This window comes from Pedobacter sp. N36a, from assembly GCF_014472395.1.
Classification (GTDB): Bacteria; Bacteroidota; Bacteroidia; order Sphingobacteriales; family Sphingobacteriaceae; genus Pedobacter.
The window spans coordinates 710389-727148 of sequence record NZ_JACSZW010000001.1 but is presented as its reverse complement, the minus strand read 5'-3'; the positions used below and the strand labels follow the sequence as shown (position 1 = coordinate 727148).

At 40.1% G+C, this 16760-nt stretch carries 10 protein-coding genes; 6 read left to right on the top strand and 4 right to left on the bottom strand.

The genetic code is table 11. From position 1 onward, the window contains the following. The first annotated feature begins 73 nt into the window (after positions 1 to 73). The 5 genes from H9X96_RS03375 to H9X96_RS03355 all read left to right on the top strand — a co-directional run bounded on the left by H9X96_RS03375 (position 74) and on the right by H9X96_RS03355 (position 13435). Positions 74 to 3553 (top strand): TonB-dependent receptor, encoded by a 3480-nt coding sequence (locus tag H9X96_RS03375; protein WP_222943818.1) that lies wholly within the window; start codon positions 74 to 76, stop codon positions 3551 to 3553. Between the two features lie 11 nt (positions 3554 to 3564). Then, entirely contained in the window at positions 3565 to 5367 is a 1803-nt protein-coding gene (locus H9X96_RS03370; protein WP_187664904.1) for a RagB/SusD family nutrient uptake outer membrane protein, read from the top strand. Positions 5368 to 5626: 259 nt separating this feature from the next. Next, entirely contained in the window at positions 5627 to 8080 is a 2454-nt protein-coding gene (locus tag H9X96_RS03365; protein ID WP_187664903.1) for a PQQ-binding-like beta-propeller repeat protein, read from the top strand. 76 nt (positions 8081 to 8156) lie between these two features. Then, on the top strand, positions 8157 to 10313 hold the full coding sequence (locus H9X96_RS03360) for a DPP IV N-terminal domain-containing protein (protein WP_187664902.1): 2157 nt from the start codon (positions 8157 to 8159) through the stop codon (positions 10311 to 10313). A gap of 452 nt (positions 10314 to 10765) precedes the next feature. Then, positions 10766 to 13435, top strand: coding sequence for a valine--tRNA ligase (locus tag H9X96_RS03355; protein WP_187664901.1), 2670 nt, complete (start codon positions 10766 to 10768; stop codon positions 13433 to 13435). Positions 13436 to 13533: 98 nt separating this feature from the next. Here the strand turns inward: H9X96_RS03355 and H9X96_RS03350 are convergent, their stop codons facing one another. Then, positions 13534 to 13755 (bottom strand): hypothetical protein, encoded by a 222-nt coding sequence (locus H9X96_RS03350; RefSeq protein WP_187664900.1) that lies wholly within the window; start codon positions 13753 to 13755, stop codon positions 13534 to 13536. 83 nt (positions 13756 to 13838) lie between these two features. Next, positions 13839 to 14300, bottom strand: coding sequence for a type I restriction enzyme HsdR N-terminal domain-containing protein (locus tag H9X96_RS03345; RefSeq protein ID WP_187664899.1), 462 nt, complete (start codon positions 14298 to 14300; stop codon positions 13839 to 13841). Positions 14301 to 14356: 56 nt separating this feature from the next. Between H9X96_RS03345 and holA the strand changes: the two genes are divergently transcribed. Beyond that, positions 14357 to 15382, top strand: a complete 1026-nt coding sequence (gene holA / locus H9X96_RS03340) for a DNA polymerase III subunit delta (RefSeq protein ID WP_187664898.1) — start codon at positions 14357 to 14359, stop codon at positions 15380 to 15382. 111 nt (positions 15383 to 15493) lie between these two features. Here holA and H9X96_RS03335 read toward each other — a convergent pair whose 3' ends face one another. Together H9X96_RS03335 and H9X96_RS03330 are read right to left on the bottom strand one after the other, a co-directional pair. Further along, on the bottom strand, positions 15494 to 15823 hold the full coding sequence (locus H9X96_RS03335; RefSeq protein WP_062550068.1) for a multidrug efflux SMR transporter: 330 nt from the start codon (positions 15821 to 15823) through the stop codon (positions 15494 to 15496). A gap of 120 nt (positions 15824 to 15943) precedes the next feature. Further along, a complete protein-coding gene (locus tag H9X96_RS03330) occupies positions 15944 to 16510 on the bottom strand; it encodes a Crp/Fnr family transcriptional regulator (RefSeq protein WP_187664897.1) in 567 nt (188 codons plus the stop codon). Positions 16511 to 16760: the final 250 nt, after the last annotated feature.

Genomic DNA, 16760 nt, shown 5'->3' with positions numbered 1-16760 from the left:
TTTGGGTAACTCTTCGAAAAATTCTCCAGATGGCCGTGCTATGTTTCAATGAAATTTTAAAACGAATAAAAATATGAAAAAAAACATTACTACACTAATTCTTAAGATGATGAGAGTAGGATTAATAGTGTTTGCCACATTGCTCACTACCGCCGGAACCTTATTTGCGGAAACGGTATTTAGTCAGCGGCTTAAAAATGTTAAGGTGAGTGTTCACCTAAAAGGCGAATCCCTAGAAAAAGCAATAGAGAAAATCAGTAAAAGCAGCAATCTGGATTTTTCTTACAATAATAATGAGCTGAGAAAAGTGAAAGGAATCATGATGGATGTATCCGGTAAACCTTTAAATGAGGTATTGCTGGAGCTGTTAAATGGCACTCCTTTCTCCTATCGGGAGTCAGAAAATAATGTCGTGATCTTTAGACGACGTGATCAGGACGCCTTACCGGTTTTATCCTGGGTAAATGAAGCGATTTTAATCAAAGGGATGGTGACCGACGAAAAGGGACTGCCTATTCCAGGAGTTTCCGTTCGCATCATGGGAACCCCAAAAACAGCGACCACAGATGTAAATGGTAATTATCAGATTGAAGCAGGTTCACCGGCAGATGTATTGGTATTTAGTTATGTTGGCCTGACTGAGCAAAAAATCGTGATTGGTACGCGCAAGCAGATCAATGTGGTTTTACAGGATGACCAGAAATTTCTAAATGAGGTAGTGGTAGTTGGGTACGGTACGCAGAAAAAAGTAAACCTAAGTGGTGCGGTAGACGGTGTTTCCGGTAAGGAAATCGCCAACAGGCCGATTACCAGCGTTGGTGCAGGTTTACAGGGATTAATTCCCAACCTGAACATTACCATTTCCAGCGGACAGGTGAATAAAGCACCAAAATTCAATATCCGTGGATTTACCTCTTTAAATGGTGGTTCTCCTTATATTTTAGTGGATAATGTGCCTTTCACTAATGAAGAATTATTGGCTTTGAATCCGGCAGATATTGAGAATGTAACCGTGTTGAAAGATGCGGCATCGGCAGCGATATATGGTGCCAGGGCTGCGTTCGGAGTGATCTTAATTACTACAAAATCAGCACAAAGCACCGATTTGAAGATTAGTGCTAATACGTATTATGCCATCAGACAATTAGGCAAGGTGCCGGAAGTAATCACCGATCCATTGACTGTAATGGAGTATAAACATGATGCCGCTTATCCTTTATATAACTTATTCCCGGAAAGCGATCGGGAGTATGCCAGGAAACTTGCTGCAGATCCTTCTTTACCATCGGTTATTATCTCTCCAACAGACAAAAATGCCTGGATGTATTATGGCAGTACAAACTGGATGGACGAAGTTTATAATCAATCTGCTCCAACTTATAATGCTAATGTGAACATCTCCAAAAAAGATGATAAACTAAGCTATTATATGTCTACTGAATATTTTAGAAACGAAGGGATGTTTAAATACGGGAATGATACTTACGACCGTTACAACCTTCGTGCTAAAGCAGATTATAATTTATCGAAATGGCTGACTATAGGAAATAATACTTCCTTCATGACCAGTACCTATGACGAGCCTTCTTATAATGGAGAGGGTTTCTTTCATAACGTAAACAGACAAAGTTCTCTGGATGTGCCTACCAATCCAGATGGCAGCTGGACTTCTACGGGAGCTGCTTTGTTGGGGAAAATGCAAAGTGGTGGCCGCAGGGTAACCAGAGGCAATAGCTTCCAAACTACTTTTACTGCAAAAGCTTCCCTGGTTAAAGATGTATGGGACTTAAAAGCAGATGCGACAGTGAGAAAAATTGATAGCGCTGGAAGAGCTTATGATCTTGCTATTCCTTATAAAAAAGGACCAAATTCGGCCATTAGTTACAGCGGAGAACCAGGTGGATCAGCAACTAATGTGGACAGACACATCAGACATAATATTTACAACATCTATACAGATTTCCATAAAACCTTTAATGAAAAACATTACCTGCAGGTCCTTGCTGGTTTTAATCAGGAAACCAGAAACTGGAATTATAGCAAAGTATCTCGAAAAGGTTTAATCAGCGCTACTTTACCTTCTATCAATCTGGCTACTGGGGCATTTGAAGCAGAAGAAAGTATTGAAGATTGGGCAGTTAGAGGTTGGTTTTATCGCTTCAACTATATTTTTGACAACAAGTATATTCTGGAGTTGAATGGTCGTTATGACGGTACTTCCCGCTTTCCTGCTGCTGATCGCTGGGGCTTTTTTCCTTCTGCCTCTGTGGCATGGGTAGCCAGCAATGAAAAATTCTTTAAGCCGGTGGCAGAGAAGCTGAAAATAGATTTGCTGAAATTCCGTGCATCTTATGGTGCATTAGGTAATCAGGATGTAAGTGCTTACTATTATATCCCAACGATGAAACCGGCTGTCATTGGACAGATTCTGGACGGGAGTAAACCGACTACCGTAAATCCTCCGGGGGCAGTGGCCAACAGTTTAACCTGGGAAAGGATTTCTACCCTCAATGTTGGTGTGGATGTGAGCCTGTTCAAAAACAGATTAGAATTGAACTTTGACAGGTATACCAGGTATACCAAAGGAATGCTGACGAAGGGTAAGGTCTTGCCTGGTCCTTTTGGAACCGTTGAGCCTAAAGTAAATGCCGCTGATTTGAAAACTAAAGGATGGGAACTGAGAATCGGATGGAAAGATGGTTTTATGGTCAATAATAGCCAGCTGTACTATAACATTGGATTCAATATGGGCGATAGCCGTAGTTTTATTACCAAGTTTGATAATCCTAGCGGACAAATTGGGAAAGATGAATTTGGGAATGAAAGATACTATGTAGGTAAAGAACTCGGTGAAATCTGGGGTCTGGAAACAGAAGGGTTTTTCCAATCCAAGGAAGAAATTGCGAACCATGCCAATCAAAGTGCAGTAGGTGCGGATGATACCGGATACCTGTTTGATGTAGGGGATTTAAAGTTCAAAGACCTGAATGGCGATGGCAAAATCGACAAGGGTGACAATACCCTTGCGAACCATGGTGATCAGAAAATCATTGGAAACACCACAGCCAGATACCAGTATGGAATCGATTTGGGTGCAGGATGGAAAGGTTTTGATATCCGGATGTTCTTCCAGGGTGTTGGTAAAAGAGATTGGTATCCTAATGCAAGTAACCACTATTTCTGGGGCGTATATGCGCAGCCATGGACGAATGTTCAAGCGCATAACCTGGATCACTGGACTCCGGAAACTCCGAATGGCTATTTCCCACGTGTAAAAGCTTATATCGCGGAAGACGAATCAGAATTGGGAAATCCTCAAACAAGATACCTTCAGGATGCTTCTTACCTGAGATTGAAAAACCTAACTGTGGGTTATACACTTCCAAAATCTTTAACCACCAGGATGAAGATGGACAAGCTTAGGGTGTACTTCAGTGCAGAGAATTTATTTGATGTTTCACACATCAAAGCCAGGCTAGACCCTGAAGGATTGGACGGGAAAATCTATCCTTTCCAAAAAACATACTCCCTTGGTTTAAACCTTAATTTTTAACGCAAGACATCATGAAACTAAAAATAACATATATCCTTGCATTAGGATTGATGACGATAGGAATGACAGCCTGCAAGAAGGATTTCCTGCAGAGAAACCCGGAAACCGAAATTACTGAAGGTGTATTCTTTCAATCACCTACAGATTTAGAAACTTATAGCAATGGCTTTTACCAGCAGATTTCTCCAAGTTATTCTGATATTAATTCAGACAATATCTCAAATTACAACGCGAATGGAGAGGTCGATTTATTAGTCAGAGGTGGATTATCTGCCGCTAATGTGGGCGGTTGGGGAAAGGACGACTGGGAGGATTTAAGAAGGGTTAATTTTATGCTGGATCATATTGGTCAGGCAAAAGGTGATCCAGTATTGATCAAACATTACGTAGGGATCGCACGCTTTTTCCGCGCAATGTTTTACTTCGATAAAATAAAAAAATATAGTAATGTGCCTTGGTATGGCCACGTATTGTCGGAAAATGATCCTGAATTATACAAAGGACAAGACCCAAGAGCATTGGTGGTGGATTCTGTATTGAACGATCTGAATTATGCAGCAACGAATATCAAAATTGATGCAAAAGGAAAAGATACGAAAACCAGGGTAACAAAATGGACGGCATTGGCTCTATTGTCTCGTTTCGCTTTACATGAAGGTACTTTCAGAAAGTATCATGATGAGCTTGGATTGACCAGTGATTATCAGCGCTTTCTGGATATTGCAGTAACAGCTTCTGATAAAATTATGAAAGAAGGTGGTTTTGAATTGGTTAGCACTGGAAATGGTGCTGCGGATTATAGGTCTCTATTTTCAAGTCCTACGCTATCCGGCAACAAAGAAATGATCATGTGGGCAGATTATAACAGGGAACTGGGCGTAGGAAATAATACCCACACCGTTCTTGATTATACCTGGTCCCTGAGCAGAAGTCTTGCGGATACCTATTTGAAAACAGATGGTACACCTTTTACGTCCAGTCCGGGGTATCATACGAAGGTTTATACGGAAGTATTTAAGGATCGTGATCCGAGAATGGCGGAAACAATTATTAACCCTGCATTCAGAGGATTTAATACACTTAATGAGCCTTATGTGATCAAAGGAACCTTAGGTGGATACAATCAAATCAAGTTTTATCCCCGAGATCCTGCCCTTAGACAAGGTTGGGAAGCAAATTATACCGGATTGCCAGTTTTCAGGTATGCGGAGATATTATTGATCAATGCAGAAGCCAAAGCGGAATTAGGAAGCATTAGTCAGGGAGATCTTGATCAGACAATTAACCGATTACGCAGTCGTGTACAAATGCCGCCATTGAGTATGGGTGTAGCTGTAGATCCTGTTCTGGCAGCGATGTATCCAAATGTGAGCAGTGCGGTATTGCTGGAAATACGTCGTGAGAGAAGAGTAGAAACCGCCTGTGAAGGTTTCCGTTTTAGTGATTTAATGCGTTGGAAATCGGGTAATTTATTCCAGGATAGTCAACAGGGAATGTATGTTCCTGCATTGGGCGCCATGGATGTAACCGGCGACGGTAAACCTGATATTGCCATATTACCTAACCCTGATGATGAATCTTCAATTGCCAATATTCCCGCGGAGGAAAGGGCAAAATTAGCTAAATTTTACTTGAAAGATAAAGCCGGAAAAGCTCAGAATTTTTACCTAAGCAATGGTACTTCAGGTTTTATTGCCTTTACCAGAGACAGAGATCAGCCAAGGAATTTTATTAGCCCTAAATATTATTACCGACCGATTCCAGTAGGAGAAGTCGTAGCTAATCCTCAGTTGAAACAAGTTTTTGGCTGGTAAGTTAAGTACGAAGAGGTGTTTTAAACCTGTTATCCAATACCCCTTATGCAGCAGCAGGTTAAATGACCTGCTGCTTTTTTAATATTAGATCAGGTGATTTCCTGTTATTGATCAGTTAAGGAATGAGCTGGTGATATACTCATATAACGATATGTTGAGGTAATGATATATTGATATATGGTTAATTGACCTGCTAAGGAATAATCAAATACTTTTAATGAACCACACACAATTACCATAAACACTAAATGAAACACTAATGAGATTAATTTTTACAGTAGCTTTTGCTTTCCTGGCCACTGCCGCGGGAGCACAATACAAAGGGAAGGTTTTCCTGGATGAGAATAAGAATAAAACCTGGGATGCAGGCGAAAAGGGAATGAAAGGTGTTTCCGTATCCGATGGACAAAACGTTTTGAAATCAGATGCGAATGGCAATTTCTCCTTACCAGGACATGCCAAAAATCGCTTTATATTCGTAACCGTTCCTGCGGGGTATAAACTAAGCGCAAAACATTACCTTAAAATTGAGGATAAGGTGGAAGCTTATAACTTTGGCTTACTTCCAGATCCTACCAGTGCAGGTTCTTCGGTGAAGATGCTGCAGATTACAGATACAGAAACTGATAAATACAACGACTGGATTACCAATCTAAAGAATTTCTCGAAAAATCAGGAGCTGAGCTTCATCGTTCATACGGGAGATATCTGTTATGAAAAAGGGCTTAATTTTCATGCAAATCAGGTGACTCCAGAAGCCTTAGGGAAACAGATATTTTACTGTATTGGAAATCACGATCTGGTAAAAGGTGCTTATGGTGAGGAACTTTTTGAAAGCCTTTTCGGGCCGGTATATTATTCTTTTGATGCCGGACCTGCACATTTTATGGTGACGCCAATGCGTTCTGGTGATGTACAGCCTTCTTACACGGTTGATGAGGTGATCAGCTGGATGAAAAATGACCTGGCGGCTACGGATAAGAATAAACCGGTGATCATCTTCAACCATGACCTGCTGACCTACAATGACCAGTTTGTGTTGAAAGGGAAAAATGATTCCATCAACCTGAATGAAAATAATTTGAAAGCCTGGGTTTATGGTCACTGGCACAATAATTTTGTCAGGAAAAGCGATAATACAGGGATTCAGTATGTGTCTTCTGCCGCGCCAAGTATGGGAGGAATAGACAACTCTGCCGGACAATTTTTATCCATAGAAATTGATAAGGATGGGGTAAAAGAAATCAAGCCTCATTATACTTATTTACATGATCATTTGGTGGTAAACAGCCCTAATGGTTCAGATATGGTATTGGTAAAAGATGGTAATTTGATAATTTCTGCGAACATTTACGATACTGAAAATGCAGTGAAATCAGCTAAAAGCATCGTCTATGACGAAAAAGGAAACCAAATCGCAACAGCAGCATTAAATGCAAATACCGACTGGAGCTGGTATGGAAAGGTACCTGCTGCCAAAATGACCAAAGGAAAATCCTATTTGATTCAAACGGAGGTGACTTACGATGGAGGCAGGGTACATATCCAAAAACAAGCCTTTGTTTTCGCGGTAAATATTAGTTCAGGAATGTCTGCGAGCTCAGGATTACAGTCTGCTGCCTTAACAGGATCTGTGGAGTCTGGTCAGGAAAAGGCGACTGCTTTAGCCTTGAAGTGGCTTAATAATATCAAAGGAAGTATATGGAAAGGCAGTCCTATGCTTGCCGAAGGTAAATTATTTGTCGCCACTATTGATGATGCAAATAATCAGCAATGCGGCATCACTGCTTTAGATCCGATAACGGGCAAAATCCTGTGGCATTATAAAACGCGTAATTCTATAAAACATGCGCTCGCCTATGAAAAAGGGATAATTTTAGGAACAGATATGGAGGGATTTACCTATGCATTGAAACCTGATAATGGGGCATTGATCTGGAAAAAAGACTTAGGGATGAAAAGCCTTCCTGGTTATATATCCGGAGGTATCGTTGATAAAGGTATTTATTACACTGGTTACGGCTCCTATCTGCAAGCTTTAGAAGCTGCTACTGGAAAAACAATCTGGACCAATAAAGATTGGAATGGCGGAGAAGGAACGCCAGAGAAAATGACAATGGCGGGAGAGGTCCTGATTACCGGAAGTAACTGGCAAAGCTTATTTGGTCACGACCGTAAAACGGGAAAATTGCTGTGGAAAAGAAGTGATGAAGGTCTTCGTTTTAGGAGTAGTACCGGAATTTATAAAGGGGGTAAAATATACATCACAGGTTTGAATGCCATATTTATTCTGGATCCTTTAACAGGAAAAAACATAGATAAGATCGAAGGTACCTACGACTTTAAAGTAATGGCCACTCCTTTAATCACAGATCAGCATCTAATTATGCCTACTTCTACAAATGGTGTTGTCGCTTACGATTTGAAAACATTAAAAGAGGTATGGAATAGGCCTACTGGTAATGCTTTGGTTTATTCTGCGCCTTATACCGGCCCGGGAGCTGCCACTGTAGAAAGTACCGTAGTTAAATATGGAAAAGACTTGCTGTTTGCTGCTTCTGATGGTTATTTATATGTGATCAATGAAAAGTCAGGAGAAGTGCTGCAAAAATTAAACCTTGGGGCACCGGTATTTGCCGATCCGACACTAAATGGAAAACAGCTTTTTATGGCAGATTTTGCAGGTAATGTGTATGGTTTCGAAATAAAGTAACTTATGTTGCAATGTTGTTGCAGTTTACCAGGGATACCTGGTTAATTGTTACATTTGGGCCATCAATTAGAAAACAATGAAGAAATTTATCTTACTATGTCAGTTGGTGGCCCTCTCATTTTATGGGATTGCCCAGAATAAGATGCTGACCATGCAGGACGCAATGAGTAATGCGCGTACCACTCTTGCCCCTGAAAATTTATCGCAGCTGCAGTTCATTTATGGAACAGAAAACTACGTGTATGCTAAACGTCAGGCCAATGGTCCGGTATGGATGTCGGGAAGCCTTAAAGCAAAGGAAGAACAGGCGATTCTTTCCCTCGGACAACTCAATCAAAAGCTTCGTGCAGGTCAACAGGATACGCTAACTGCGATGCCAGTGATTCAGTTTAATCAGGGCGCAGATTGGATGATGTATGTTAAAGGTGCCAAAATAGCCTTTAATCCTGCTAACAACACTTTTAAAACGGTGTTGAGTGCAGAGCTTGCTGCTAAAACGAATGTCGAAGAGAGTAAAGCCGGTTATGTGGCTTACCTGGATAAATTTAATCTTTTTGTTACTAATGGAACTACTGCTGAGCAGGTAACAACAGATGGAACTGCAGATATCGTGTATGCTTCTTCTGTTCACAGGGAAGAGTTTGGAATCTCAAAAGGGATTTTCTGGAGCAACCGTGGGAAACTGCTGGCTTTCTACAGAATGGACCAGAGTATGGTTACAGATTACCCAATCTCAGACTGGACAAGCCGTCCGGCAAAAAATGTCAATATCAAATATCCGATGGCAGGCGACAAAAGTCACCATGTAACAGTAGGAGTATATAATCCGGCTACAAAAGCGTTGGTATACCTGAAAACTGGTGAACCGGTAGAACAATACCTGACCAATATTGCATGGAGCCCGGATGATAAATCCGTATTTATTGCCATAGTAAACCGCGAGCAAAATCACATGAAACTAAATCAATTTGATGCAGTAACAGGTGATTTCGTTAAAACTATCTTCGAAGAGAAAGATGAAAAATATATAGAGCCATTAGTGCCTATGTTATTCCTTAAAACAGATCCTTCTAAATTTATCTGGCAAAGTAACCGTGATGGATGGAATCATTTGTATTTATATGATCTAAAAGGAAAAGTTCTGAAGCAACTGACGAAAGGCAATTGGGAAGTAACAGAAGTGAAAGGCTTTAACCCTAAAGGTGATCAGCTGTTTTATGTGTCTACCGAAGAATCTCCAATTACACGAAATCTATATTTACTAGATTTAAAATCGGTAAAATCTAAACGAATTACGCAAGGTCTTGCAGTGCATAATACACAAGTTAGCAGTACAGGAAATACCGTGATTGACAGTTACAGCAGTCCTGAGGTGCCAAAATTAATCGAATTGGTTGAAGTTGGCAGTGCAAAAAACAAAGTATTGTTGAAAGCAGCGAATCCACTTGCTCAATATGCTACTGAAAACTCATCCGTTTTCACCATTAAAAGTGATACTGGTGATGACCTTTATTGCAGCCTTTACAAGCCCCTAAACTTTGACAGCACAAAAAAATACCCGGTAATTGTTTACTGGTATGGTGGTCCGCATGCACAATTGATTACCAAAAGCTGGAATGCGGGTGCTGGTGATTACTGGTTCAGATATATGGCACAGCAAGGTTTTGTAGTGTTGACCATGGATACGCGTGGCAGTGACAACAGAGGAAAAGCTTTTGAGCAGTCGATGTTCAGACATGCTGGTGCCGTTCAGTTGGAAGATATGAAGAAAGCAGTAGGTTACCTGAAATCATTACCTTATGTTGATCCTAGTAACATGGGCTTGTTTGGCTGGAGCTTTGGTGGTTTTAGTACCGTAAATGTGATGCTAAAAGAACCAGGTCTATTCAAAGCTGCGGTTGCCGGTGGTCCGGTAATTAACTGGAACTTCTACGAAATTATGTACACTGAACGTTATATGGATACACCTAAAGAGAATCCTGAAGGTTATGCGGAAACCAATCTATCTGACCATGTGGGCAGCCTGAAAGGTAAATTGTTATTGATTCACGGGGTACAGGATCCAGTAGTGGTACAACAGCACACCGTTGATTTTATTAAACACGCGGTGGATAAGAATATTCAACTGGATTATATGATCTATCCAGGTCATGAGCACAATGTGATTGGCAAGGACCGTGTTCACCTTTATCAGAAAGTAACAGATTATTTTATGCAGAATCTGAAAAAATAAGCAGTTCATAAATTAATACTGCTAAAAAAGCGGCTGGTACTTTTCGGTCTCAAAATCTTTCGAAAAAAAGATTTTAAAGGCCCTCAAAGCACCAGCCGCTTTTTTTTAATTAAGTTCCTGGAGCACTGAAATGCAGGATGCCCGTTATTTTAATTCCAGCTTTATATGGGCCGCTTATCAAAAAAACTCAAGTAGTTGACAGCCGGAGCTGTGAATGTTACCTTTTAAGGTTATAAAAGGTGTTTAATTAATAGGGTGCTTAATTAATAAGGTTCGCCTTTCTCTTAACGCCTCGAGAGGCCGCTTAACTAAAAATGAGGGAATGCTAGGAGCCGACCTATAAATATTTTGCCCTTCAGCAAAAGATTTGAGTCGGCGAGTAGTCACTCGAATTTTTCTCTTTCTGAATTAAAAAGCTATTTTTGCATCTCAACAGATACTTTTTCGTAATAATGAGCATTTCCACAAAATACGACCCGGCAGCGACCGAAGATAAATGGTACAGCTACTGGATGTCAAAGAACTTTTTCCATTCTGAACCGGATGAACGCGAGCCATATACAATTGTAATCCCACCTCCAAACGTCACAGGCGTATTGCACATGGGACACATGTTGAACAATACGATTCAGGATGTTTTGATTCGTAAGGCAAGAATGCAGGGTAAAAATGCATGCTGGGTACCTGGTACCGACCATGCGTCTATTGCGACAGAGGCGAAAGTCGTGGCGATGTTAAAAGAACGTGGTATTGACAAGAAGGACCTGACAAGGGAAGAATTCTTAAAATATGCATGGGAGTGGAAGGAAAAATACGGTGGTATTATTCTCGATCAATTGAAGAAACTAGGCGCTAGCTGCGACTGGGAGCGGACTCGTTTTACTATGGAAGATGATATGTCTGCTGCGGTAATCGACTGTTTCATTCATTTATATAAAAAGGGAAGAATTTACCGTGGCGTAAGAATGGTGAACTGGGATCCGGCAGGAAAGACTTCTGTTTCTGATGAGGAAGTGATCCGTAAAGAGGTAAATCAAAAACTATATTATATCAAATATACAGTTGCGGGAAGCAATGATCAGGAGTTCCTGACTATTGCCACTACCCGTCCGGAAACCATCATGGCGGATGCAGCAATTTGCGTGAATCCAAATGATGAGCGTTATGCGCACCTGAAAGGGAAGAAAGTATTTGTACCCTTGATCAACCGTGAGATTCCTGTAATTGAGGATGATTATGTGACAATGGATTTTGGAACAGGTTGTTTAAAGGTTACTCCTGCGCATGATTTAAACGATTATGAGCTAGGATTGAGACATAAATTGCCGGTAATTGACATCCTAAATGACGATGGAACTTTAAATGAGCTGGCACAGATTCTTGTGGGTGAAGATCGTTTTATAGCGAGAAAAAAGATTGCCAAATTATTGGATGAAGCTGGACACCTGGATAAGGTAGAAGACTATAAATCACAAGTAGGTTTTTCTGAGCGTACTGATGCGGCAATCGAGCCAAAACTATCTATGCAATGGTTCTGTAAAATGGACGAAATGGCGAAGCCAGCATTGGAAGATGTGTTGAATGGTGATGTGAAGTTGATTCCAGAGAAATTCCAGAATACTTACCGTCATTGGATGGAAAATATCCGTGATTGGAATATCAGTCGCCAGTTATGGTGGGGACAACAAATCCCGGCCTGGTACGACAACCAGGGGAACTGGGTAGTTGCAAAAACTAAAGAAGAAGCTTTAACGGAATTTTTAAAGCTAAAAGATATCGATGGGCAGTTTACAGCTGAAGAAGCGAACGGATTCAAAAGTCAGCTGGCTCCGTTTGTAAACCAGGATCCTGATGTAATGGATACCTGGTTCTCTTCCTGGTTATGGCCTATTTCTGTGTTTGATGGATTTAAAAATCCTGACAATAAAGAGATCAACTATTACTATCCGACCAATGATTTGGTGACTGCTCCAGAGATTTTATTCTTCTGGGTGGCAAGAATGATCATGGCCGGACACGAGTTCCGTGGTCAGAAACCATTTACGAATGTTTATCTAACAGGTATTGTTAGAGATAAATTAGGGCGTAAAATGTCTAAATCATTAGGAAATTCTCCTGATCCAATTGGCCTGATTGAAAAATATGGTGCTGATGGGGTTCGTGTAGGGATGCTGCTTTGCTCTCCTGCAGGAAATGATTTGATGTTTGATGAAAGCTATTGCGAACAAGGAAGGAATTTTGCCAATAAGATCTGGAATGCATTCCGTTTAGTAAAAGGATGGGAAGTAGATTATACTTTGCCAAATCCAAACCAGCAGGCGATTTCATGGTTCGAAAGCCGTTTCAATGAAGCGTTAGTCGAGATCGAAGATAACTTTAAACAATACCGCTTGTCCGAAGCTTTAATGACTTCCTATAAATTGGTATGGGATGATTTCTGTGCCTGGTACCTGGAAATGGTGAAGCCTGCTTATCAACATCCAATTGATGCGGAAACGTTAAAGTTCACCATCGGTTTCTTTGAGAAGATTTTGACACTTTTACACCCATATATGCCTTTCCTTACGGAAGAGCTGTGGCATGATGAATTGTTCAGTGCAAGAGCAGAGATGGACTGCTGTATTGTCGCTTCATATCCGGTTGTAGGTTCAATTGATGTGCCATTATTGAAAGATGTAGAGATCGTGAAGGGACTGATTGCAGAGATCAGAAATGTACGTAACACCAAGCAAATTTCTCCAAAAGATGCTTTGCCTTTGAGTATCAAGGTGAACTCTGGATTGGATTATGAAAAGTGGTTCAACGTGATTTCTAAAGTTGTAAATGTTGCTGAAGTAACCTTTGTAACAGATAAAATCGCTGGTGCTGTGAGTTTCATGGTTGGAAAAGATGAGTTCTTTATTCAACTGAATGAAACGATTGATGTGGAAGCAGAAAAAGTACGTTTAAATGCGGAATTGACTTATTTACAAGGCTTCATGAAGTCAGTAGATGCGAAGTTGAGCAATGAACGTTTTGTTCAAAATGCGAAACCAGAGATCATTCAGAATGAACGCAATAAAAAAGCAGATGCGGAATCTAAAATCAGTACTATTTTAGGACAAATCGAATCTTTAGGGTAATTGTTAATGGTACCCTTTTGGACATATAATCAAATGAAAAAGACAACCCTTATCAGGTTGTCTTTTTCATTTATAGGTTGTTTTATCTTTTTTGTTTTTTATTCTTCTGAGCTTTCTTGTTCTTGTTCTACCATTTCTTTGATTTTGATCAATCTGTCGTAGAAACATTCATATGGCCTAACATTGCCATAGATTTTTAACACATTGAGGTGGGTGTCTACACAGTGGGGGACGTCATTCAATATGGTTCCTGGATAGAGTTCCAGGGTTTGCGGTAGATTAATACCAGAAAAATAGTCTTCTAAGTCGGAAATAGTCATGGGGCAAAGGTAATACTAATATAATTTACTCCCTGTTTTTTTCAGGATTAGCTTGTTTTTTGAATGATCATTATGTTTTTTTCTTAGAGCTGCTGATATTCTGGTAATTCCTCAATAAATTGGAAGTTTTCTGCCAGATGATCGATCAGGGCATAGCAATGTTTTAGGCCATTCGTCACCACCAGCCATTTTGCTTTATGAACAGAATTGTACCTGGAAGCCTGATCAAAAACTGCCTGAGTAATGTTTACCGCAGGAGCTTTACATTCTATCACCATAATTCGTTCACCGGAAGTGTTAAAAATAACGATGTCACTTCTTTTCCTAAGCTGGTTGAGGTTTAGTCCTCCTTCGATTTGGATCAGTGTTCTTGGGAATTTTTTGATTAAGATAAGATACTGAATGAAATGCTGTCTCACCCATTCTTCTGGAGTCAGAACCAGGTGTTTCTTACGCACTTCGTCGAAAATAAAGTGCTTGTTATCCTTGAGTGTAATTTTAAAAGGATACTGCGGAAGGTTCAGCGCTGTGGGGTTAAATGCCATTTGTGCAAAAATAACCTTTAATAATTAGTTTTTAGCCGTTACATTTGGATAAATATATGAGTGTTGCCAATATAATCAAAGACATTAAAGCCAGAAAGTTTAAGCCTGTTTACCTATTACATGGGGAAGAGCCTTATTATATCGACCAGATTATCCATTATATGGAGGAAAATGTGCTGAGCGATATGGAAAAAGGATTCAACCAGACCGTTTTATATGGAAAGGACACAGACATGGCTACGATCATGAATGCGGCGAAGCGCTATCCAATGATGTCAGACTATCAATTGATAGTGGTGAAGGAAGCACAGGACCTTAAATGGGCCAAGGAAGCGGAGGGAAGCAGCAAGGAGGCAGAGTTTGTACAAAGCTATTTTGAGAAACCCCTGCCCAGCACGATTCTGGTTTTGGGATACAAATACGCCAATTTTGATAAGCGAAAGAAAATCTATAAGTCCATCGATAAAAATGGAGTGATTTTTCAATCGGATTTGGTACGCGATTATAAATTAGCGGCCTGGATAGAAGATTTTGTAAAAGAGAAAGGTTATAAGATTGCTCCTCAGGCCTCGGCGCTGATGGCAGAGTACTTGGGTGCTGATCTTTCCAAGATCGCCAATGAAGTGGAAAAACTACTGCTCAATATTGGTAGAGAAGTGACCATAGATACGGATCTGATTCAACGAAATATAGGGATCAGTAAAGAATATAATGTGTTTGAACTGCAAAAGGCGCTGGCAGTAAGAAATGTACTGAAATGTAACCAGATCATTAATTACTTCGCCGACAATCCTAAAGCGAACCCAATGGTAATGGTGATGGCCAACCTGAACGCCTATTTTTCAAAAATTCTCAAGTATCATTATCTCCCGAATAAAGCCGAAGCGGCGAAAGAACTGGGCGTAAATCCTTACTTTATCAAGGATTACGAAACCGCATCACGCAGTTATAACCTGAATAAAACATTCGACATCATCAGCCTATTGAGAGAATATGATCTTAAAAGCAAAGGTGTAGACAGTACAGGGAATATTACTGATGGGGAATTACTGAAAGAGCTGCTATTTAAAATGCTGCATTAGCTCTTAATGTAATGGTTTAAGCAGCGAATTAAATACCAAACAGAGATTACCTAGTTATAAAAAAGGATGGCAAAGCCATCCTTTTCTTGTGATTATCTTTTTCTTAATTGCTTAGTGAGAAGAAACTGCTTTTAATCCGATAATCGAACAAATTAGTGTGGTGATGAACACAATACGCCAAAAGGTAGCTGGTTCATGGAAGACAAAAATACCAACTAATACAGTTCCTACAGCTCCAATACCTGTCCACACCGCATACGCAGTTCCAATAGGAAGTGTTTGCGTTGCTTTAAGTAGCAGACCCATACTGATCGTCAGACAGACTAAGAAACCTGCACCCCACATTAGTGTCGCGTTGCCAGTAGTTTCTTTCATTTTTCCTAGGCAGGAAGCGAAGGCGATTTCAAAAAGACCGCCAAGAATTAAAAATATCCAGTTCATTTTATTGTTGTTTATTACCGGCTACTGTAATTTCAGGCTTCGGTAAATGTTAGGACAAATTTCCGCATTTGAGCATAAAAATGGGCTAAACAAATGATAAGAAATCAAGTTGTTTAATGATTACCTGATTTCAGCCCTGATTCTACTTAAAGAAACTGGTGTGATGCCGAGGTAGGAAGCTATATAATTTAGCTGTACGCGCTGCAGCAGCTCAGGGTAATGGTCCATCAGATTTTTATAACGTTCACTGGCATTGAGCAGTAGTCTGGAAATTAGACGTTCCTCAACCAGAATGATCTCTTTTTCTATCAGTTTTCTTCCCCAGTTGGCAATGGCAATATCAGTGGCATATAAGGTTTCCAACTGATGATGGTCTATGCGATACAGCGTGGTATCTTCCAATAATGCAATACTTTCATAACCTGGTGTTTGATTGATGTAACTATTGTAAGAAAAAACAGAGTTTCCTTCCTTGCCAAACCAAAACGTTACATCAGATTCTTCAGTACGATAATACGCTCTTGCCATACCCGATTTTATGAAATATACGGTGCGGTCCACTTCATGCTGACGGAATAATAAATGGCCTTTAGGGTGATGAATTTCCACAAAAAGATCGGCCAGCCTCTCTAAAGAATGGTCGGCAAGGGGCGAAATATTGGTGATGATCTGTTTGATGGTTTCCATTTGTGGTGGATGTAATTTTACCGAAAGGTATTTTTATAATCGTTTGCACAAATATAGAATTTGAAATGATTGAGCTTTTGTTTTTTTAATACTTATTGTAAATGTTTATCGCTAAATTGGTGATTAGAAAGCTGTTCTATAGCTTAAAAATGATTGAAGCAATCTTAAAAGATCTAATTCATACAGAATAACAGATGAAATAATGGGGGAGAGTATTATTTTTTCCGAGAAACAAAGGTTCAGGCAGTGG